Raw genomic sequence first — 18573 nt, forward strand, 5'->3', positions numbered from 1 at the left:
TGGCAATTGTTATCAGGGTGTCGGTAGCGAGAGTCTTCAGGAGTGAAGGCTTCACGGAAGGAGGTTTTTGATATGATTCATATTCGCAAGAAAGATCGTGAGACGCCGGAAAGTATGATCCGGAGGTTTTCTCGTCGCGTGCAGCAGAGCGGCGTGCTTCAGCGTGTTCGGAAGAACCGTTTTCGACTTGAAGAGAAAAGTCGCGTGAAGCGGCGAGAGGAAGCTTTGTATAAAGTGAAGATTCGCAAAGAAATCGATCGCCTTAAGAAGCTCGGTAAATTTGATGACGAATCGCTCCGCGAAGTGCGGAAGCGCCTCAATCGATAATGTGTCTTTCTTTATATGACAATGCTAACCTCGAGAATTCACGAAGACATGAAGGAATCGATGCGTTCCGGGGATTCGTTTCGTCGCGATACGCTCCGCTTTCTTGAAAGTGCTCTCAAAAATACGGCACTCGAGAAGCGCGTGTCTCTCCAGGAGTTATCTGACGAGGATGTATTCGCCGTTTTGCGACGAAGCGTGAAGCAACGTGAGGATAGTGCGGCTCAATATCATGCCGGCGGACGAAGTGAACTTGCTGGGAAAGAAGATAAAGAAAAGTCGATCCTTGCCTTGTATCTTCCGGCAGCTCCGGACGAGCAGACGATGCGCTCAGTTATTCAACAGACGATTGCAGAGACCGGGGCGACTTCAAGGAAAGATATGGGAAAGGTTATGGGGCAGGCAGTGAAAACACTTACGAATGCTTCGGGCAATGATGTTCGCCGCATCGTCGAAGAGCTGTTGGTTTAGGAAGATCTTGAGCGGTAAATGATATGAATGCAGTGAAGAGTGTCGGCACAATTGTGTCGGCGCTCTTTCTTTTGGCTGGATGTTTTTTTAGGAAGTGCTACTCCCCATGGATCAGGCATGTGTTTTAAAGGATGCTCTGTAGCTTCTTGGACTGATAAAGTCGTGGTAGTATTGTAAGGGGAGAATATATTCTGATGGAACGATTTCTATGAATCGAACAGTGCGGAGCTTCTCATTTGCTGCAAGAGGTTTTCGCTATGTGCTTCGCGGCGAGCGGAATTTTCAGATAGAGCTTTTCGTGGCCGGTGTTGTAATATTTGGCATGTTGGCATTTGAGCTTTCCGTGTTGGAAAGGGTTGCGCTGATTCTCTGTATTGTCTGGGTGCTCACACTTGAATTGGTGAATACTGCCGTTGAACGGATTATGGATGTGTTGCAGCCACGCATCCACCCCTATGCTCGTATTATTAAGGATGTGATGGCAGCTGCAGTGCTTGTTTCTGCTACGGGTGCGCTTTTAGTAGGTCTCGCTATTTTTTTTCCGCGAATGGCAGAACTTTTTTCGTAGGCTGGGTTTCTCTGATACATTGCTCAAGCATCGGATGATATTGTGATATACTGTACCAGTATACTTGGACATTCCTGTTTCGCTTTTGAGAGTATTGACCCGTTGTTTCTAAAATTCTTCCTTTCTTGAATCAATGAGCTGTCTCTCTGGTACCTTTTTGAAAATGCTTCTCTCTCGATTTTTGTATGGGAAAGAATAATTGTGTTGTTGGTCTTGATATCGGATCCGGGACCATTCGGACAGTCATTGCTGTTCCTGGGAAAGACCACGATGCTTTGCGTGTGGTTGGCGTTGGATCAGTGGCATCCTCCGGTATTCGTCGCGGGTCAGTTGTTGACATGGAAGGAGCTGCCCGGGCTCTCCTTGAGTCTCTTTCGCGTGCCGAGGGAATGGCGGGGTTCTCCGTCGGCCAAGCGATTGTTGCGCTTGGCGGACATGAGGTGTTTTTCCGTGAGGCGAGCGGAGTGGTTGCGGTAGGGAAGGCCGATGGGGAAGTTCTGGATGATGATATCAATCGAGTGCTGGAGCAGGCGAGAAATTCCGCGGCATTATCGCCCAATCAAGAAATTCTTCATATTATTCCCAAACAGTACCGTCTCGATGACGAAAAGAATATAAAAGACCCGCTTGGCATGAGCGGTGTCCGGCTCGAGGTTTCCGCATTGGTGATCGGAGATGCTGCGCAACATACGAAAAATATCTCGCGAGTGCTAGAACAAACCAGTGTAGCTCTTGAGCAATTTGTAGTGGCGCCCCTTGCGGCATCGGAGGCTGTTTTGGGAACGCGTGAACGAGAACTTGGAGTTGCTCTTGTTGATATTGGTGCGAATACCACTTCGCTTGCTGTCTTTGAAGAGAGCGATCTTTTGCATGTAAAAATACTTCCCATAGGTTCGGGACATATCACCAATGATATTGCCATTGGTTTGCGTACTTCCATCGATGTTGCTGAAGAGGTAAAATTGCGTTATGGAAGCGCTCTCCCTGACGACATTAATCCCCAGGAAGATGTTGATCTTTCAGAAATGGACAGTTCGGAAGATGGAGGGGTATCTCGCCGACATGTTGCTGAGATTATCGAGGCGCGTGTTGAGGAACTTCTGCGCTACGTTGACGAGGAGTTGAAAGCGATTGGTCGATCCGGACTTTTGCCAGCAGGTATCGTGCTTACCGGTGGAGGCGCAAAGCTTCCCGGGCTCGTTGATCTTGCCAAAGAGACGCTTCGACTACCGGTGCAAATCGGATATCCAAAACCTTTGGGAGGGGTGCTTGATCGCGTAGATGATCCGGAATTTGCAACAGCGGTTGGCTTGGTGCTGTGGGCAGAAGCAAATGCCGACCATATTTCGAGCCATTCTTCCTGGATGGTTTCTGGAGGTGTCCGTGATGTTATGAATCGGACAAAAAAATTCCTTGGGAAGTTTCTGCCATAGTAATCCAAGTAGTTAATGTGGGAATACGAGGGCAAGAAATTTTTTGGGCGGGGTTTTTGTTGTATACTATCCGTACCACCTAATAGTATTTTATGTTTTCTTTTCAATCTTTGCGATTTCTTCCGTCTTCGAGAAGGAATTGGCTGATTGTTCTTATTATAAGTGTTCCTCTCATTGTTTTCGTGCTCCTCTTGATTTTGAAGAGATCGCCAATGAGTTTGAATCAGGATGCAGAGGTATATCCTGTTTCTGAAGATTTGGCAGGAGATGCTTCCGCTGATGCTTACAGCGCGGATCTCATGGCTGATTCTGCTGAGCTTGATTCGTTGCGTGCGGATTCGACTGCTGAGGTGGACGCAGTGCATCAATCTTTTGAACTCGACTTGCTTCGCACGAAGACAAATGAGGGCGATGAAGCGCCGATTCAGAAGCAGCTTATGGATTTGGACGAGCAGGCAAATACAAATAAATAGGGATGCGCAGGAGATTTTCAAAGTATTTTTAAGGTAAGAAATATGAAACATACGAGGCTTCCATCGGCAACCGCAACGTTTTTTCGAAGATCAATGTCAATTCTCGCAGTGGTAGGCGTTACCGGTTTCGTTGTATTCTTGGTGCGGAGTGGCAATGCCGATTCAATTCCAAGTATCACCGCATTCCAGGCGGCTGATATGGGGTCGAGGGCGGTTATCAAAGGTATGAATCAGCTAGGTTCGAGTGATGCTATTTCTCATCTTGATGGGAATTGTCACAACGGTATTCTTTCTGGGGAAAATTCGTCGGGAGAATATCAAGTATCATTTCAGAGTACCTCCGGTCAGCAGATGGGATGTTCGGATAAGTTGGGCGATGTCGCTTCTATAGAGACAGCCGGAATATTTGGTTCGGAGAAACGTATTGTGCGTCGTGTTGTTCAGTCCGCCTCTGCTGGTCCTGCTGATGGCTCCAACTCATATGTGACTACCGGATCTGAGTCTCAGTATAAGTCAGGTGCGCTTGGTATCGGAGGCTTATTAAAAGCGTATGCTGGAATAAGCGCGAGTGGTGCCCGTATTACTGACGTTGCTTCGCCAATTAGCGCGAGCGATGTTGCCACAAAAGCATATGTTGATGCTGCCAATACTACTTCTGGCGGAGGTAGCTCCTGTACGGGTGTAGTGTCAGGAGGTTGTTATGTAAAGCGAAACTCAATCACTGGCGGGTCTATTCAGTCGACATGGGGACGAGGATGTAAAGCTGCCTATTCTTCAGCTGGGGATTGCGCGGGTGCGGCGGATGCCTCTCATTCATGTGGTGAAACATACTCCGTGACTGAGTCTCAAGGATCTGCTGTCTATACACGGTCTTACTGTCTGTGTGCTTCTTTGTAGTGTCCAGGTATGAAAGAGGACAGTGTTTTTTGCATGGCAATCCTTTGATTCCCAATGTGATAAGCGATGATATGATATGGTCTCTTCCTGTGGAAGGAGGGTCATCCCTGTTTTCCTCTCGTGTGGTGTAGCGAGCGCCTTTGTGTTTTTTGGTTTGTATATATGCATATTCAGGGAGGCGCGCACGTATTCTTTGCTGAATGAACCTTCCCATGTTGAACTGAGAGAAGATGCGCAGTGTGTAACCCGTTCCGAAAAGAGAGAAGTTCGAGGAACCTCCATGGAACCACTGTTTTCTCCGGGGGATACTATCGATATCTCACTGGGGTGGTACGTTTGTCATCTTCCGGAGCGAGATGACTTTGTAATGCTGCATTTTAGCGGGAATGACGCGCCTATTCTAAAGCGGGTTCGCGGAATTCCCGGTGACAGTTTCGGTGTAGACATTCTTTCGAATGGGGAGGGTGAGTTTCTGATAAATCACGCCGTATTGAAGAATTCACAGGGAGAAGCGTATCATATCTCTTCAGCGCGGGCGAAAATTTGGACATCCTATAAGGAGCAGTTTCGCGGCATGATTCCCCAGGGGCTCTTTTTCGTGCTTGGAGAGGTGTCTGCCGGGTCGCTGGATTCGTCAAGATTCGGCTTCGTAAGGCAGTCAGATTTTTTAGGAAAAGTACATGTGAAGTAATATTTGAGGTTTTTCTGATTCTCTGGTACACTGGACAGTAGTAAGGGATTTTTCGGGGGTGTCCTTTGCTGAAGTTTTCAAATAAAGACACACAAGCCGGCTTCTGGTTCTGTCCCTCGAGGAGTCTTCTTCGTATTCGGGGGTGAATCCGATCCGGCTTTTCTTGACACTGTTTTTTGCCTCGTGATAAAGTGGGGCATTCTCGTGAAGCCCGCTTTTTTGTGTTCGAGTGTCGCGTTTGAAATTCCTGTTTTTCTTCTTGCCTAAACCTCTTCCGTGCATATGGCTGAAATCAAACCGGCAATAGAAACATTTGCAAAGATAAAAGTCGTTGGTGTTGGCGGATCCGGATGCAATGCGGTTTCGCGTATGATCGAGGCGAAGATAAAAGGAGTTGAGTTTGTCGTGGTGAATACCGATGCGCAGGCACTCCATCATTCTCGAGCAAGTGAGAAAATCCATATCGGCAAAAACCTGACTAAAGGTCTTGGTGCGGGTATGAATCCGGAAATCGGTCGTCAGGCCTCTGAGGAGAATCGCGATGAGATTCAGGAAGTCTTGAAAGGCGCGGACATGGTGTTTGTCACCTGTGGACTGGGCGGCGGAACCGGATCTGGTGCTGCGCCTATTGTCGCCGAGACAGCCAAGGAGATTGGCGCGTTGACGGTTGGCGTGGTGACAAAACCCTTTGCTTTCGAGGGAGCGCAGCGTCGCGCGATTGCCGAGGAGGCGCTTCGTAATATGCAGGAGCGAGTGGATGCTCTCATCACGATTCCGAATGACAAATTGCTTTCCATTATCGATAGAAAAACAACGCTGATAAACGCGTTCCGTATTGTGGATGACGTACTCCGTCAGGGTGTCCAGGGAATTTCTGATTTGATAACAAAGCCGGGGATTGTGAATGTCGACTTTGCTGATGTCCGCGCTATTATGGAGGATAGCGGCAGCGCATTGATGGGCATCGGCATTGCATCGGGCGACAATCGTGCCTTGGAAGCGGCGAAGGCCGCAATTAACAGTCCACTACTTGATCTCTCGATTGATGGTGCCAAGGGTGTGCTCTTTAATATTTCCGGATCGAGCGATGTCACCATGCTCGAAATAAACGAGGCGGCAAATATTATAACCGAGAATATCGATCCGAATGCCAAAGTGATTTTCGGCGCTGTGTCCGATGATCAGGTGCGGAAGGGTGAAGTGCAGATTACGGTGGTGGCGACCGGGTTTGATACCGGGCGTGTGGCAGAGGAACCATTCCGAAAACTCTCTCGTATTTCAGCGATGAAAGATAGTCATGCCAATGAACGGGATTTGCAAGAGCGCCGAGTAGTCCACGAGGCAGTGGTTCCTCTTCGTGAAGCGCCAGCTTCATCGACATCGTTTGAGTCAGTGGAGAGTACCTCTCGACAGGAAGAGTTGCCTGATGATGTAACAAGGCCGACAACGGATGAGGATGTCCATGAAAGAATGTTTCCTACGCGGAAATTGGAGCCGAAAATGATTATTGAGGAGAAGATAGCACCTCAAGTGACGCCGATTCGCAGCGATGCAAAGGATGACTTCTCCGAAGAGGATGACTTGGAGGTGCCAGCCTTTATTCGAAGAAAGATGAAGAAAAACTGAGCTCCTTTCCGGTATGGCTGTTTCGCAAGTGTTTCGAATCGGGATGCTCTGCATTATTGGAGGGGTCGGAAACGGCCTCTTTTTTTCATGGTCTCTTGGAACGGCTCTGCTGGCTAGTTCGATTGCATTGGCATGTGCTTTTGTTTGGCAGTTTCAATATCGCTCTCTGGTAGGAGTGTACGGGATGCTGTTTCTTTTGATTTTCCTTGGGTCATGGCTTCGCGCAAGTCAGAGTCTGCTGCAATGGGAGTTGCTTCCTGATATCTTGGTGCGCCTTGATCAAGCGATTGTTGTGGATCGTGTGAAACAGACGGAGAATGCCAAGCAGGTGGTTTTACGGCCGCTCTCGTGTGAAAATAACGCTTGCCCATCTGTTTTGGTTCTGGGATTCTTTCCATCCTTTGCGGATATTACTGAAGGCGACGTGCTGGCTCTTTCATGCGTTTTAGAGAGACCGGCAACATTCTCAGAGGGTTTCGATTATCCGAAGGTGCTGGCAAAGGATGGTATTGGGTATGTATGCCGATTTCCAAAGAAATGGGCAAAGGAAGGTAAATCCGAGAGTCTGTTTGCTTCCGGGGTTCGCAGGACTCGTGAGGTTGTGGAGAGAGTGTTGCGGAACGAAATACCGGAGCCGGAATCCGGACTTGTTCTCGGTTTGCTTGTTGGCGGGGACGGGCGACTGCCGGAGGCTGTTCAGAATGAATTTTCTCGCACGGGACTTTCGCACATCGTGGCTGTCTCCGGATACAATGTCTCAATTATTGCCGTCATCGTCATGAGTGCGCTTATATTTCTTGGGCTGTACCGACAGCAGGCACTGTGGGGCGTGCTTTTGGGTATAATTTTCTTTGTGTCGATTGTCGGAGCGCCGGCATCGGCGGTTCGAGCGGCAATCATGGTTTCGGTTGCACTCTTTGCAACACATATTGGAAGAGTTGGAAGCCCGATAAATGGCATTTTGTGTGCGGCTGCTGTCATGGTGCTCATAAACCCGCTTCTTCTTCGATACGACATTGGTTTCCAACTCTCATTTGCGGCGACAATCGGTATTTTTTTGCTCGCGCCTTTTGCGCTTCTTTCGCTTCATGTGGGTGATATTCTTGCGACAACTCTCGCAGCCGAACTCTTTGTGCTCCCGATCATTTTGTTTCACTTTCATTCGTTTCCGATACTTTCGCTTCTCGTGAATCTGTGTGTCTTGCCGCTCGTGCCACTTGCTATGATGCTTGGTGCGATAGCGCTTTGCTGTAGCGTGATATTTCCTTGGTTTGGAGAAATATTTGGAATACCCGCTTTCCTTGTTTCGCGGACGATTCTTGAAATCGTTCACTTCTTTTCGGTACAGCGATTCGCTTTGGTTTCGGTGTCAAGCTTCGGTATAGGGGCTATGTTGTTGTGGTATGGTGTTGTCGTTCTGTTGCTCATGTTTCTCCGAAGGAGATTTCCGCAAGTGATGTCTTTTCAAAAATAGATATGAAAGCATCTCTGAAAATATGGACTTTTGTTGTTTTGCTCCTCTGCTTTGTAGTGGCATACCTGGGCATGTTGATAGTTGGGAAGAGTGAATTTCGGGCGCACGTTGCTTTCCTCAATGTAGGGCAAGGAGATGCAATCTTGATCTCATTTGGATCGAATCAGCTCCTTATTGATACGGGAAAGAATGGACGCGCACTTCTCTCGGAGCTGGGTCGCCAATTGCCGCCATGGGATCGAACGATTGAAGTAGTCCTACTTACACATCCCGACCAGGATCATGTAGGTGCTTTTCCTGATCTCGTTTCGCGATATAGGGTGGACATGCTTCTCTCTGCAGAGCTCCCGGAAACATCGGCCATCGGGCGGGCGATTCGGCAGACCATTGATTCCCATAGCATTCAACGTATCGAACCGCGTGCGGGACTCTCCATTGATTTTGCCCCGGATATGCATCTCGAGACGCTTTTTCCGGGAGTGAACTTCGTGCCGAATCCGAAGAACACGAACGCATCGAGCATCGTCGAATTGCTGTATATCGGTCGCGACACCTTTCTTTTTACGGGCGATTTGCCGAAAGAGGAAAGTGTGCTTCCGGCACGCGATATCCGCGTGCTCAAAGTGGCGCATCACGGTTCGAAATATTCGACGAGCGACGAGTTTCTCGATCGGATGACGCCGGAAGAGGCGATTATTTCCGTTGGGAAAAATTCCTATGGACATCCGTCCGAAGAGGTGCTCGCACGTCTTGCCAGTCGCGGTGTACATGTATGGCGAACTGATACTTCCGGAACGATCATCTATGAATGTTCTGTCTTGCCGGACACGTCTTGCAGTGCTCCTGAGCCATCATTTTGACGAAATGCCAGTCGCTCGTTATGCTGGAGAAAAAGACAAATGCTATGAAATTCAAAATAAAACAAAATCCTCACGGCGAGTTCTTTTGGGAACTGGTCGCAGGGAACGGGGAGTTGGTTTGTGCAAGCGAGACGTATCAAGCCAAAGAGTCCGCCATAAAATCCATCAACCTTGTGAAGCTGGAGTCCGGTCGATCGGGAATCGTCGATACGACCGTCATCTTCCGTCGAGCTTCAGGAAACTGAGCGGGGAATTTTTCTGAAACAGTTTTACAAATTTCGTATGCCGACGCTGGTTTTTGATATAGAGACAATTGGAGAAGATTTCGATGCGCTCGACGAGACAACGCAAAAGGTTCTCACTCGATGGATTCGCGAAGATTCGTTCAGTGATCAGGAATATCAAGCGGCGCTTGAAGATGTGAAGAATAGTCTCGGGTTCTCGCCGCTTACGGGCGAGATTGTCGCGATCGGTATGCTTGATGTCGAGCGGGCGAAGTCGGCGGTCTATTTTCAGGCGCCCGGTGAATCGACGGAGTCGTTTGAGGAGAATGGCGTCTTGTATAAGCCGATGGAAGAGGGGGAGATGATCGGAGAATTCTGGCGTGTTGCCGAGAAATACGATGCGTTTGTCACCTTTAACGGGAGAGGTTTCGATGTCCCGTTTCTTATGATGCGTTCGGCGGTGCATCAGATCCGTCCGACGCGCGATCTGCTCTCGAATCGCTATCTCCCGCTTCAGCGCGGTGTAAAGCATATCGACCTTATGGATCAGATGACTTTTTACGGCGCGACGCGCCGGCGCCCGAGTCTGCATCTTGCCTGTCGCGCATTCGGTATCCCGACGCCGAAGGGTGATGGGATTGACGGCGACAGTGTTACACGCTTTTTCCGCGAGAGACGATTCAAAGATATTGCCCGATACAATGTGCGTGACATTGAAGCGACCGGAGCGCTCTATGGTTATTGGGACCAATACTTGCGATTTTGATCCGCCTGCTTGATTTCCCTCAATTTTTCGGGTATTCTTCCTCAATAAGTCATTGTTGTATTGTGTATGGAAAACGTACAGAGAGAGCGGACACTGGTGATTATGAAACCGGATGCGGTGCAGCGATCGCTCATGGGAGAAATCCTTGGACGATATGAGCGGAGCGGTCTCAAGTTGGTTGCTATGAAAATGCTTATCCCGACGCCCGAGATGGCGACGGAACACTACATGGTGGGCGGCGAAGAATGGCTTGAAAATGTCGGGAAGAAGGCGGCGGCTGCCTATGAGAAAAAAGGCGAGAAGTCTCCATTCAAGACGTTCCGCGAGAATGGCATGGCGATTCTCAATTCGAATGCTACCTATCTTTCTGCTGGACCGGTTGTCGCGATGGTGTGGGAGGGAAACAGCGCGGTTGGCATCGTCCGGAAACTTACGGGAGCGACTGAGCCCTTGGGGAGTGATGTCGGGACGATTCGCGGAGACTTTACGGTAGATTCATACCAATTGGCTGATACAGGCAATCGTTCTATTCGCAATCTTATCCATGCGTCTGGCGATCCGTCGGAGGCTGAGAAGGAAATTCCCATCTGGTTTTCCGAGAAAGAAATTCTCTCCTATAGGCACGTACAGGAAGCGATTCTCTATGACGTGAATCTGGACGGAATTTTGGAGTAGGGAATATTCCGGTGTTTTACCGATTTGACGTTTGCTTTCAGACCGACCTCTTTTTTGCAAGAGGTCGGTTTTTCATCCGGTATTGACAGAATCACAGAAAGGGCGCAAAGTGCCGGTAGATGGAGTAGTTCTTTTTCATAGGGAATTGGAGTGAGTTTCCGGTCCAATTTTTTTCTCGAGGGGAAAATCATGGCACAAAGACCAGATGTGGCTTTTTCGGATTTTATTGTGTTTAGTGCGCAGGCTTCGACTGCATTGGCTGCAGCTGCGTGGCGGGAGTGGATAAAGCATCTCGATGTACTTGCGTCGTGCACAGGTGTGAAAACATGCCGGTGGGCTCGTGCCAATGGGTTGAACCGCATCGGACAATCAAGAGTCTGAGTCTGATGAGGTCTGATTCATCCCGACATCGGGAATTACAATTTCACAAAGGCGAGTCTCATTTACAATAGGGATTCGCCTTTCTTCTTGACAGGAATTCTTCGTGTGGCATACTGTTGGCATGGCAACGTCGACGAACAATATTATGCGTGCGACAGGGTGGGGTCTTCGTGATCTCGTCCTCTTTGCGGGCGTCATTGCGCGCAAGCGGCATACATATTCGTCGGGGTTGTCCTAAAGGAGGAAAAAGGAAAGGAAGAAAGAAAAGGCACCCGACGAAAACGTTGGGATTTTTGTTGACTTAACAATACAAAAAGTTTGGAGGACGTTCTCTATGACAACCGATGTCTCTACAGATCAAGGAACATGTAAAGGGACAGCAGTGTCGCGCCGTACAGTAGGAGAAGGGTGGAAATGCTGCCACAGTTTCGTGAGGCCACCTGCATCATTCGATTTCCCAGTGAAACAGGATGTCCTGGGAAATGAGTCTTCCGGCAGTCCATCTACCTCTCCATTGAAACCGTAAGAGGCAATAAAATGCTATCACTATCTGACGAAGGTATTCCAGGTGCCGACAGCCTGCTTCGGTTTGAGCTAAGGGCTTTGTCAGTTTCCAGCGACCTTATTGACGTTGATGCTCGATTGAGTGACCCAAATACCCCCGAAGAAGAGAGGGGTGGGCTTCGTCGGAGGAAACAAGCTCTTCAACTCAAGATAGCTCAGCTGCAAGAGCAGGAAATCTATACATAATGTAGGGATTTCACGGACAGTAACCCCCTCTAAAATAATGGGGATGTAACTTAAAAAAGGCGGTGCAAACATCATCGCCTTTTTGATTTTTCTTGGGGGGCGTGATAGGTTATGTGGGAGGTAAGAAGAATATGTCATTCGGGCTGTAGTATACCGGTAGTACGCGTCCATGGGGTGGATGTAGACCGGGTTCAATTCCCGGCAGCCCGACAAGAGAGAGTGAGAGCTTTGGTTTGGTCTGTGGATCGCTCTGTATAAAATATACTTGCTGACTTAACAGAAAAATCCCCCGCAAGGGGGATTTTTGGATGAAAGCTTTTATGGTATAGAAAGCGTTATTTCTTCTGTTTTGCCAGAAGGTCTCGTATTTCCGTGAGGAGCAGTTCCTCTTTCGAAGACTTCGGTGATGAATCTGCCTTCTTTTCTGCCGGGCGGAGGCGGTTGATTTGTTTGATGAACACGAAGACGGCGAACGCAGTGAGGACGAATCCGATGATATTCGTCAGGAAGAGTCCGTAGTTGAGCGTCGGGGCACCGGCTTTCTGGGCGGCTTCGAGCGTGGAGTAGTGTGTGCTCGAGAGGTTCCAGTAGAGTTCGGAGAAATTGACCTTGTTCAAGATGAGTCCCAAGGGCGGCATGAGGATATCCGACACAAGGGAGCTGACGATTTTACCAAAAGCGGTTCCGATAATAACGCCGACGGCGAGGTCGATAACGTTTCCTCTGATGGCAAATGATTTGAATTCCGAAATGAACGATGTCATAGTGACACAGTATGCCGCAGCAAAGCGGTTATTTCTTGACTTTGGTCAGCGTTCGGAGCGCGCGAGTGCTCAGCTTCATACGGACGCCCCCGATCTTTTTGGACTGGAGGTTGATCTTGAAGGTGCGTCGCGTAGCGATATTCGAGTGGCTTCGGGAGTTTCCGGAAGTGGTGCCGCGGCCGGAGAGGTCACATACTCTGCTCATAATTGATTCGTTAGGAAAAGTATGATAGAAAAGGTATCATAGCGTTGGCATTCCGTCAACTGGAGTTGTGTTGCGTTCTGGCGTTTCATTTTCGCTCCCATTTTTGCTCTAAGGGTTACCTATGTCGCCACAGGAATTTGTTCTCGTTGGATTCTACCTTGTCATTTTGCTCTATACCGTCATCATGCATGAGGTGGCGCATGGCGTTATTGCGCTCTGGCTTGGCGATAAGACAGCGCAGTATTCGGGTCGGCTCACGCTCAATCCGGTATCGCATGTCGACTTTATGGGGTCGGTCGTGGTGCCGCTCATGATGTTTTTTACGACAGGTCTTGCATTCGGGTGGGCGAAGCCGGTGCCATACAATCCATACAATCTCAAGAATCAGAAGTGGGGGCCGGTGGTGGTTGCTTTTGCCGGGCCGGGGTCGAACTTTCTCTTGGCATTCATTGCCGCGATCATCGCGCATATTCTTCCGGTGAGCCTTGCGGAGCGTCAGGATATTTTCGCTCGATTCTTTGGTATTATCGGGCGCGTCGGAGAATGGTCGGATCGATGGGGCGGATTTGCTGATGCGGTTGCCGGGTCACTGCCGGGAATTTTCCTCGGATTTCTTCTCATGATCATCTTCTGGAATGTGCTTCTTGGCGTGTTTAACATGGTGCCGATCCCGCCACTTGACGGCTCGAAGCTCTTGTATCCGCTGCTCTCGCTTCGCCCGGAAACGGTGATATTTCTCGAACAATACGGATTCATCTTTCTCTTGCTTGTCATCTTCTCGCCCCTTGGCATCCTTATCCAATGGCCCCTCGGCATTTTCCTTGATTTCTTCCTGCGCATTGCAGCCTAATCGCGTGCGCGCCTGACAGGTCTTATTTTCACCGGTAGAGCCCTCCAGTGTATGAAACTTCAACGAACCCCAATCATTATCATCTCAATTCTCACCTTGCTTCTTGTCGGAGCGGGGGTGTTTTGGTATGGGAAGGCTCAATGGACAAAGTCGCAAGAAACTCAGAATAAATCTGCTGATGTGACAATTCCTGCAAACCAGCCATCTGCCAGCGACCCCCAAGCTGAACAAGAACAAGCTTGGTATCAAATTCCCGAGTTGGGAATCGAGATTCAATTGCCGAAAGATATTGCCGATGATTTGGTGTATATGTATGAAGAACGGCCTATTACGAAGTATAATGGTGAGAGGCATGTTCCAGTGAAGGGAGTTACAAAAAAACTTGCTTTGTTTTCAACGAGAACACTCGTCAAATTCGATAGCAGGAATTGTTCTTTGGAAATTGCTCCGGCTGGTATTATAAGTCGAGAAGAAGGAGAGCAGATTAAGGAGAATCCACAGGTGAATTCTTGGGTAGGTCCGGCATTGGCATTCGATTCGTTTTACGTGTATTATGAGGGTTCTCAAGCGGCCTGCACGAATGACCAGGAGATGCTGGATTACAATAGTAGGGTGATGGTTTCCCTAGGTACTCCGTTCCGAGAAGAACTAGGGAGAATTCGAGAGATACGGTAGAAGGGGCGGAAAAATGTATTTTCAAAGAGATTTCTAAAACATTGGAAGTCTCCAGAGAATGCCTCGTCAAAACGAAACAGGAGAAGGTCATGAATCGTTCGTTAACAATTCTCCCGGTTGTTCTGGGAATGTTTGGAGTTATGTGTCCGATAGTCGTCTCGGCTGGGTTGGACTTAGGATATGAAAATTCCAAGAAAGTCGGTGGTTTATGTCCGAGCGTATGGACAGTGGAAAGAAAGATGGATGGCTCATGGGGATTTGCCGCTTGCAACTGTACCTCATACGTTGCCTATCGACTCAATCTCAATGGGCTGGCTCGCTTTGGTTCTTGACACATTCGAATCCCTTCGGTAGTATCTGAAAACATATGAAACTTCAACGAACCCCGATCATTATCATCTCAATTCTCACATTGCTTCTTGTCGGAGCTGGGGTGTTTTGGTGTGGGCTGAGTAATATTGGCAAGCAAAGCGTTTTGGATGACGAATGGAAGACGGTCCGCGGTGATGATCTTCAGTGGCAAAAGAATCAGAAGGGCTGGATGAACATTTCTTTTCTAATCCCGGAGTTAGCGCAAGTTGACGAGGTGTTCATGGCTGATAGTGACAATGTCCACAGTCTCAGTGTTGATCTTTCGCATATTTCCCCCTTCTCTCTCGTGAGTGTTTCTCCTATTGCTCATGTTTTTTCGGATAGCGGGAGAGTTTCTATTATTGAGGAAACTTTGCGAGATGTTGAACTTGGGGGGTTCTCAAAAGAATTTACTTACACACATGAATATAAAGCGTTTGCTCATGTACGAGGTATCCAATTTGACCCAATTGCTATAGATGGTGTGTCAGATGTTTCTAGGGATATGTATATTCCGGCATATATTCTTGTGAAGACAAAAGCTGACGTAGGTAAGGGTGAATATTCGATATATCGATTTTCTCTCCAGTATAATAGTAGTATCAGAACTACTCAGATGGAAGAATTGGATCGAGCGTTTATTAAGATGTTGGACTCTGTTGAGGTTCTGTAGAAAAGTGCTAAGCAGGAGTGGCATTGCAAGAGACATGAGAATCAGTTTCTTGTGGTGTCTGACTGGTATTGGCAAGAAGTATTTCTTGGTGTACTGAGAGTGTTGTTTAAAAACCTAGAGGAGGTTCCTTTATGTCTTTGCGTAGAAGTGCCCTTTCTTTGTTGATAGGACTTTTCTCGCTGGAAGCGCTAGCGGGACAACCGAGTCTTAAACTCCCATTTGAAGCTGGAGTGACTATTCGTGTGTCTCACGGGTACTGGTCGTTGTCAGGGAATGATCCATCTGATAGTCATGCAGCGCCTTCGGATCGTTTTGCACTTGACTTTGTTGGCTCTGGCGGTAGCGGTTGCGAGATATTTGGAACATCTGTTGTAGCAGCTCAGACAGGCGTAGTTTCAAAGGTTGTTCGGGGTAAGTCCGCCGTATTTCCGGTTTCGAGGAGGGGGATTGCAGATGGCTATGGAAACTATATTATCCTCGATCACGGAGACGGCTACTTTACTCGCTATGCTCATTTGAGCGAAGTAGATGATAGGGTCCAAGTTGGCGCCCCTGTAATTCAGGGGTATTCTATTGGAAAAGTTGGTGACACTGGATATGCAGTTGGATCTGTCTGCTCAAATAGTCATGCAGGTGTCCATCTCCACTTTGCTTTATATAAGGATGGGAATGGTAAAAGTCCAGAACCAATGAGTGGATATGTTGGCTTCCTGAGCGGGAACTCGTATACGTCTGACAATGGTCAGAGTGCTTGGGCGAAAGCGAAGACATCAACATTGGTTGATGAGAACCGCTGGATATACTGGAAAATGAATGCGAGTGACCCTACATGTACCGCTGGTTCAAATCATGTTATCGATGATATGGATAGGGGTATCTGCATTCAAGTGTCGAGCGAAAGTTGCCCGGAGTCTGCATTCTTTGTGACCGTAGACGATGTGTTTGGGGGATCGTTTGAGGATCAGTCCGCATCTCCCCCTATCACCGGCGGCAAACATTCCGGCGACCTTCCCAACCTCATCGTTCACGAATTGTATCTCGTGAAAGATGCTGACAGCAACAGTCCACATCTCTCCCAAATCCATATCGGAGAGCGAAGCTACTGCAATATCCAGGTGAAAAACACCGGAGAGGCCGGAGCTTGGGACGAGTGGGCGAATCGGTGCTATCTGTCCAAGGGAAACTATCGCGACCACGATCCCGACAATCTTGGACACGAGAGTATGGACGACTTGGCGGCGGGACAATCCCGCCGGGTTTATCAAATCATCCCTCCTTTCGAATATCCGGGAACCTTCAACATCACCGCGTGCGCGGATACGGATGGAAGCAGTGGGGACAAGGCGGTTACGGAATCCGACGAAGGCGACAATTGCTATGACGAGGTTCGGTTCACGGTGGTGAGCGATCCCGATGTGGCGGTGACGGGCTTGAGTCTGAATACGACCGTATTGGAAGCGACTGTCGCCAATATCGGGGAGAATTTCGGTCCGGATGTTGTCCGTATTTCCTACGCTGTTGATGGTGCTTTTGTTGGATTTGATCAAGTGAAGAGGGAAAACCTCAAAGGAGGCATGTCCAAAGTTGAAAGCGTCGATATATCCCAAGTCGTTGCCGAAACCGGCACACATACGGCTCGGGCGTGTATCGACTATGACAGTCAGATTGTAGAGGTGAATGAGGTGAATAACTGCAAAGATCTGACATTTGTCGTTCAAGGCGCGTCCGTTCCTGCAACCGGTCCGGATCCCGATGCGGTACCAACAAAGACGCCTTCGACCAAGCAGGCGAGTCCGGCGGCTTTGCAACTGCTATTCGATTGACGAGAAGAGGAGTAAGAAGAGATGAAGAAATACATCGTTGCCTTTCTGGCAACGTTTTTAACCGTTGCCAATGCGGCTCAGTCGGCGGAGATTATGTTCAACCCGAGCGCCCTCTGGTACGATGTGACGAGCGAAGGCGTCTTGGAACTCTGGGGCGTTCCGGAAGCGAACGGGCAAGCTCTGCAGGCGAACCCGGACTATGACTGGCCGTCGGTCAATACCGTTTCCCTCTGGACAGGCATGCTTCTCAAAGCGCAAGAAATGGGGCTGAGTGTGCCAGTCGGGTATGATCCGGGAAATCTGGATATCTGGTATATCGGAAAGCCGAGGTAGTAATGGCTTGAAATGAAAGAAAAGAATCAATGGAATGTTTTTGTGGTCTTTGACCCTGTCGGTATGGCGGGGTCTTTTATTTTTGGAGATTGGGGAGCTATTGCTACATGTGGGAGAATTTGTGCAGCAGGCTGTCGGGAGCTGTCGTGCGGTTGCTTGACAAGAGCAAGAACTTCCCGTAGTATCGGGAAGCAAGCGAGTTGTCGCTTTTTTGTTCGTATTGCTCCGGAATATCTTATTTGTCTTTAAGTTTTACTCCTGTGCCGACACTGAATCAGCTGGTCCGCCGTCCGCGGGTCTCATCCACCAAGAAGTCGAAGTCGCCCGCGTTTGGGTTTGTGATGAATACGCTTAAGAATCATCCGACCAATTCAACGGGTCCCTACAAGCGCGGGGTGTGTCTCAAAGTTTCGACGACAACGCCGAAGAAGCCGAACTCCGCTCTCCGCAAGATCGCGCGCGTCCGCCTGACCAACGGTATGGAAGTGACGGCATATATCCCTGGTATCGGACACAATTTGCAAGAGCACTCCATTGTGATGATTCGCGGCGGTCGCGTGAAAGATCTTCCGGGGGTGCGCTACCATATCGTACGGGGCGTGCTTGATGCCTCAGGTGTTGCCGATCGCAAGCGCAGCCGCTCGAAGTACGGTGCAAAGCGTCCGAAGGAAGCCTAGTTTTTTACTTGCAATGCAAAGCGTGGAATTTTTTGGAAATTCGCGATTTATATAACTTGAACTGTGTCTCTTTTTTATGCCACGACGGAAACGACAATTTGATAAGACCTGGAAAATTGATGCTCGCTATGGAAATCCATTGGTTGGGCATTTTATCGGCATGATCATGTGGGATGGCAAGAAAACTGTGGCGGAAAAGATTATCTACGATTCATTTGAGATTATCCGTGAACGGACCAAGAAAGGCGGGCTTAATGTGTTTGAACAGGCGGTCAAGAATGTTTCCCCGCTTCTCGAACTTAAGAGTCGCCGCGTGGGAGGCGCTAATTATCAGGTGCCGATCCCGGTGTCCGGCGATCGCCGGCAAATGCTCGCGATGCGCTGGCTTCGCGATGTGTGCCGCAAGAAGAAGGGGAAACCGATGGCGGAACGTTTTGCTGATGAATTTCTCGATGCTGCCAATAAGACCGGTCTTGCTATGAAGAAGCGCGAGGATGTCCACCGCATGGCGGAAGCCAACAAGGCCTTTGCACACTTTGCCTAGTTTTTACCACCTTATTGTTTTTACCTATCTTTTGTTCTGACGCGCTCTAACGAATCTTTAACATC

Annotated in this window: 24 protein-coding genes and 1 tRNA gene; 23 read left to right on the plus strand and 2 right to left on the minus strand. The window is 48.8% G+C overall.

Going from position 1 to position 18573, the window contains the following annotated elements; translation table 11 throughout:
• Nucleotides 1-72 precede the first annotated feature (72 nt).
• The 15 genes from IPK84_03905 to IPK84_03975 all read left to right on the plus strand — a co-directional run bounded on the left by IPK84_03905 (nucleotide 73) and on the right by IPK84_03975 (nucleotide 11823).
• Nucleotides 73-327 (plus strand): hypothetical protein, encoded by a 255-nt coding sequence (locus IPK84_03905; GenBank protein ID QQS15486.1) that lies wholly within the window; start codon nucleotides 73-75, stop codon nucleotides 325-327.
• Between the two features lie 15 nt (nucleotides 328-342).
• The gene (locus IPK84_03910; GenBank protein QQS15487.1) at nucleotides 343-795 is read left to right on the plus strand and encodes a GatB/YqeY domain-containing protein; all 453 of its coding nucleotides are present in this window, start codon (nucleotides 343-345) and stop codon (nucleotides 793-795) included.
• 208 nt (nucleotides 796-1003) lie between these two features.
• Nucleotides 1004-1363 (plus strand): diacylglycerol kinase family protein, encoded by a 360-nt coding sequence (locus IPK84_03915; GenBank protein QQS15488.1) that lies wholly within the window; start codon nucleotides 1004-1006, stop codon nucleotides 1361-1363.
• 185 nt (nucleotides 1364-1548) lie between these two features.
• Nucleotides 1549-2796: a cell division protein FtsA gene (gene ftsA, locus IPK84_03920; protein QQS15489.1), complete on the plus strand. Its 1248-nt coding sequence runs from the start codon at nucleotides 1549-1551 to the stop codon at nucleotides 2794-2796.
• A 212-nt stretch (nucleotides 2797-3008) separates the two neighbouring features.
• Nucleotides 3009-3269 (plus strand): hypothetical protein, encoded by a 261-nt coding sequence (locus tag IPK84_03925; GenBank protein ID QQS15490.1) that lies wholly within the window; start codon nucleotides 3009-3011, stop codon nucleotides 3267-3269.
• A 42-nt stretch (nucleotides 3270-3311) separates the two neighbouring features.
• A complete protein-coding gene (locus tag IPK84_03930) occupies nucleotides 3312-4166 on the plus strand; it encodes a hypothetical protein (GenBank protein QQS15491.1) in 855 nt (284 codons plus the stop codon).
• 280 nt (nucleotides 4167-4446) lie between these two features.
• Complete coding sequence (gene lepB, locus IPK84_03935) at nucleotides 4447-4857, plus strand: signal peptidase I (protein ID QQS15492.1); 411 nt, start codon at nucleotides 4447-4449, stop codon at nucleotides 4855-4857.
• 282 nt (nucleotides 4858-5139) lie between these two features.
• A complete protein-coding gene (gene ftsZ, locus IPK84_03940) occupies nucleotides 5140-6483 on the plus strand; it encodes a cell division protein FtsZ (GenBank protein ID QQS15493.1) in 1344 nt (447 codons plus the stop codon).
• A gap of 13 nt (nucleotides 6484-6496) precedes the next feature.
• Nucleotides 6497-7957 (plus strand): ComEC/Rec2 family competence protein, encoded by a 1461-nt coding sequence (locus IPK84_03945; GenBank protein ID QQS15494.1) that lies wholly within the window; start codon nucleotides 6497-6499, stop codon nucleotides 7955-7957.
• A gap of 2 nt (nucleotides 7958-7959) precedes the next feature.
• Nucleotides 7960-8817 carry an MBL fold metallo-hydrolase gene (locus tag IPK84_03950; GenBank protein QQS15495.1) on the plus strand — a complete coding sequence of 286 codons (858 nt, stop codon included), beginning with the start codon at nucleotides 7960-7962 and terminating at the stop codon, nucleotides 8815-8817.
• Nucleotides 8818-8861: 44 nt separating this feature from the next.
• Nucleotides 8862-9062, plus strand: coding sequence for a DUF1508 domain-containing protein (locus tag IPK84_03955; GenBank protein QQS15496.1), 201 nt, complete (start codon nucleotides 8862-8864; stop codon nucleotides 9060-9062).
• A gap of 37 nt (nucleotides 9063-9099) precedes the next feature.
• Complete coding sequence (locus IPK84_03960) at nucleotides 9100-9807, plus strand: ribonuclease H-like domain-containing protein (protein QQS15497.1); 708 nt, start codon at nucleotides 9100-9102, stop codon at nucleotides 9805-9807.
• A gap of 66 nt (nucleotides 9808-9873) precedes the next feature.
• Nucleotides 9874-10482, plus strand: a complete 609-nt coding sequence (locus IPK84_03965; protein ID QQS15498.1) for a nucleoside-diphosphate kinase — start codon at nucleotides 9874-9876, stop codon at nucleotides 10480-10482.
• A gap of 189 nt (nucleotides 10483-10671) precedes the next feature.
• On the plus strand, nucleotides 10672-10863 hold the full coding sequence (locus IPK84_03970) for a hypothetical protein (protein QQS15499.1): 192 nt from the start codon (nucleotides 10672-10674) through the stop codon (nucleotides 10861-10863).
• An 889-nt stretch (nucleotides 10864-11752) separates the two neighbouring features.
• Nucleotides 11753-11823 (plus strand) — tRNA-Pro (locus tag IPK84_03975).
• 125 nt (nucleotides 11824-11948) lie between these two features.
• On the opposite strand, the gene mscL is transcribed toward IPK84_03975, so the two are convergent.
• A complete protein-coding gene (gene mscL / locus IPK84_03980) occupies nucleotides 11949-12377 on the minus strand; it encodes a large-conductance mechanosensitive channel protein MscL (protein ID QQS15500.1) in 429 nt (142 codons plus the stop codon).
• 28 nt (nucleotides 12378-12405) lie between these two features.
• The gene (gene rpmB, locus IPK84_03985; GenBank protein ID QQS15501.1) at nucleotides 12406-12582 is read right to left on the minus strand and encodes a 50S ribosomal protein L28; all 177 of its coding nucleotides are present in this window, start codon (nucleotides 12580-12582) and stop codon (nucleotides 12406-12408) included.
• Between the two features lie 121 nt (nucleotides 12583-12703).
• Here rpmB and IPK84_03990 point away from each other — a divergent pair, with 121 nt between their 5' ends.
• The 8 genes from IPK84_03990 (at nucleotide 12704) to rpsG (ending at nucleotide 18508) form a co-directional block, all read left to right on the plus strand.
• Nucleotides 12704-13432 carry a site-2 protease family protein gene (locus IPK84_03990; protein ID QQS15502.1) on the plus strand — a complete coding sequence of 243 codons (729 nt, stop codon included), beginning with the start codon at nucleotides 12704-12706 and terminating at the stop codon, nucleotides 13430-13432.
• Nucleotides 13433-13483: 51 nt separating this feature from the next.
• Complete coding sequence (locus tag IPK84_03995; protein ID QQS15503.1) at nucleotides 13484-14107, plus strand: hypothetical protein; 624 nt, start codon at nucleotides 13484-13486, stop codon at nucleotides 14105-14107.
• 89 nt (nucleotides 14108-14196) lie between these two features.
• Nucleotides 14197-14439, plus strand: coding sequence for a hypothetical protein (locus IPK84_04000; protein ID QQS15504.1), 243 nt, complete (start codon nucleotides 14197-14199; stop codon nucleotides 14437-14439).
• 35 nt (nucleotides 14440-14474) lie between these two features.
• Entirely contained in the window at nucleotides 14475-15131 is a 657-nt protein-coding gene (locus tag IPK84_04005; GenBank protein ID QQS15505.1) for a hypothetical protein, read from the plus strand.
• A 131-nt stretch (nucleotides 15132-15262) separates the two neighbouring features.
• Nucleotides 15263-16954 carry a peptidoglycan DD-metalloendopeptidase family protein gene (locus IPK84_04010; GenBank protein ID QQS15506.1) on the plus strand — a complete coding sequence of 564 codons (1692 nt, stop codon included), beginning with the start codon at nucleotides 15263-15265 and terminating at the stop codon, nucleotides 16952-16954.
• Between the two features lie 21 nt (nucleotides 16955-16975).
• Complete coding sequence (locus tag IPK84_04015) at nucleotides 16976-17287, plus strand: hypothetical protein (GenBank protein QQS15507.1); 312 nt, start codon at nucleotides 16976-16978, stop codon at nucleotides 17285-17287.
• 260 nt (nucleotides 17288-17547) lie between these two features.
• A complete protein-coding gene (gene rpsL / locus IPK84_04020; protein QQS15508.1) occupies nucleotides 17548-17964 on the plus strand; it encodes a 30S ribosomal protein S12 in 417 nt (138 codons plus the stop codon).
• Nucleotides 17965-18040: 76 nt separating this feature from the next.
• Nucleotides 18041-18508: a 30S ribosomal protein S7 gene (gene rpsG / locus IPK84_04025; GenBank protein QQS15509.1), complete on the plus strand. Its 468-nt coding sequence runs from the start codon at nucleotides 18041-18043 to the stop codon at nucleotides 18506-18508.
• The last annotated feature ends 65 nt before the right edge of the window (nucleotides 18509-18573 follow it).

This window comes from Candidatus Moraniibacteriota bacterium, assembly GCA_016699875.1.
Classification (GTDB): domain Bacteria; phylum Patescibacteriota; class Minisyncoccia; order Moranbacterales; family UBA1568.

Excerpts from the sequence above, each read along its gene's own strand:
- IPK84_03905 (QQS15486.1), top strand. The coding sequence starts at position 73 with ATGATTCATATTCGCAAGAAAGATCGTGAGACGCCGGAAAGTATGATC.
- IPK84_03910 (QQS15487.1), top strand. The coding sequence starts at position 343 with ATGACAATGCTAACCTCGAGAATTCACGAAGACATGAAGGAATCGATG.
- IPK84_03915 (QQS15488.1), top strand. The coding sequence starts at position 1,004 with ATGAATCGAACAGTGCGGAGCTTCTCATTTGCTGCAAGAGGTTTTCGC.
- ftsA (QQS15489.1), top strand. The coding sequence starts at position 1,549 with ATGGGAAAGAATAATTGTGTTGTTGGTCTTGATATCGGATCCGGGACC.
- IPK84_03925 (QQS15490.1), top strand. The coding sequence starts at position 3,009 with ATGAGTTTGAATCAGGATGCAGAGGTATATCCTGTTTCTGAAGATTTG.
- IPK84_03930 (QQS15491.1), top strand. The coding sequence starts at position 3,312 with ATGAAACATACGAGGCTTCCATCGGCAACCGCAACGTTTTTTCGAAGA.
- lepB (QQS15492.1), top strand. The coding sequence starts at position 4,447 with ATGGAACCACTGTTTTCTCCGGGGGATACTATCGATATCTCACTGGGG.
- ftsZ (QQS15493.1), top strand. The coding sequence starts at position 5,140 with ATGGCTGAAATCAAACCGGCAATAGAAACATTTGCAAAGATAAAAGTC.
- IPK84_03945 (QQS15494.1), top strand. The coding sequence starts at position 6,497 with ATGGCTGTTTCGCAAGTGTTTCGAATCGGGATGCTCTGCATTATTGGA.
- IPK84_03950 (QQS15495.1), top strand. The coding sequence starts at position 7,960 with ATGAAAGCATCTCTGAAAATATGGACTTTTGTTGTTTTGCTCCTCTGC.
- IPK84_03955 (QQS15496.1), top strand. The coding sequence starts at position 8,862 with ATGAAATTCAAAATAAAACAAAATCCTCACGGCGAGTTCTTTTGGGAA.
- IPK84_03960 (QQS15497.1), top strand. The coding sequence starts at position 9,100 with ATGCCGACGCTGGTTTTTGATATAGAGACAATTGGAGAAGATTTCGAT.
- IPK84_03965 (QQS15498.1), top strand. The coding sequence starts at position 9,874 with ATGGAAAACGTACAGAGAGAGCGGACACTGGTGATTATGAAACCGGAT.
- IPK84_03970 (QQS15499.1), top strand. The coding sequence starts at position 10,672 with ATGGCACAAAGACCAGATGTGGCTTTTTCGGATTTTATTGTGTTTAGT.
- mscL (QQS15500.1), bottom strand. The coding sequence starts at position 12,377 with ATGACATCGTTCATTTCGGAATTCAAATCATTTGCCATCAGAGGAAAC.
- rpmB (QQS15501.1), bottom strand. The coding sequence starts at position 12,582 with ATGAGCAGAGTATGTGACCTCTCCGGCCGCGGCACCACTTCCGGAAAC.
- IPK84_03990 (QQS15502.1), top strand. The coding sequence starts at position 12,704 with ATGTCGCCACAGGAATTTGTTCTCGTTGGATTCTACCTTGTCATTTTG.
- IPK84_03995 (QQS15503.1), top strand. The coding sequence starts at position 13,484 with ATGAAACTTCAACGAACCCCAATCATTATCATCTCAATTCTCACCTTG.
- IPK84_04000 (QQS15504.1), top strand. The coding sequence starts at position 14,197 with ATGAATCGTTCGTTAACAATTCTCCCGGTTGTTCTGGGAATGTTTGGA.
- IPK84_04005 (QQS15505.1), top strand. The coding sequence starts at position 14,475 with ATGAAACTTCAACGAACCCCGATCATTATCATCTCAATTCTCACATTG.
- IPK84_04010 (QQS15506.1), top strand. The coding sequence starts at position 15,263 with ATGTCTTTGCGTAGAAGTGCCCTTTCTTTGTTGATAGGACTTTTCTCG.
- IPK84_04015 (QQS15507.1), top strand. The coding sequence starts at position 16,976 with ATGAAGAAATACATCGTTGCCTTTCTGGCAACGTTTTTAACCGTTGCC.
- rpsG (QQS15509.1), top strand. The coding sequence starts at position 18,041 with ATGCCACGACGGAAACGACAATTTGATAAGACCTGGAAAATTGATGCT.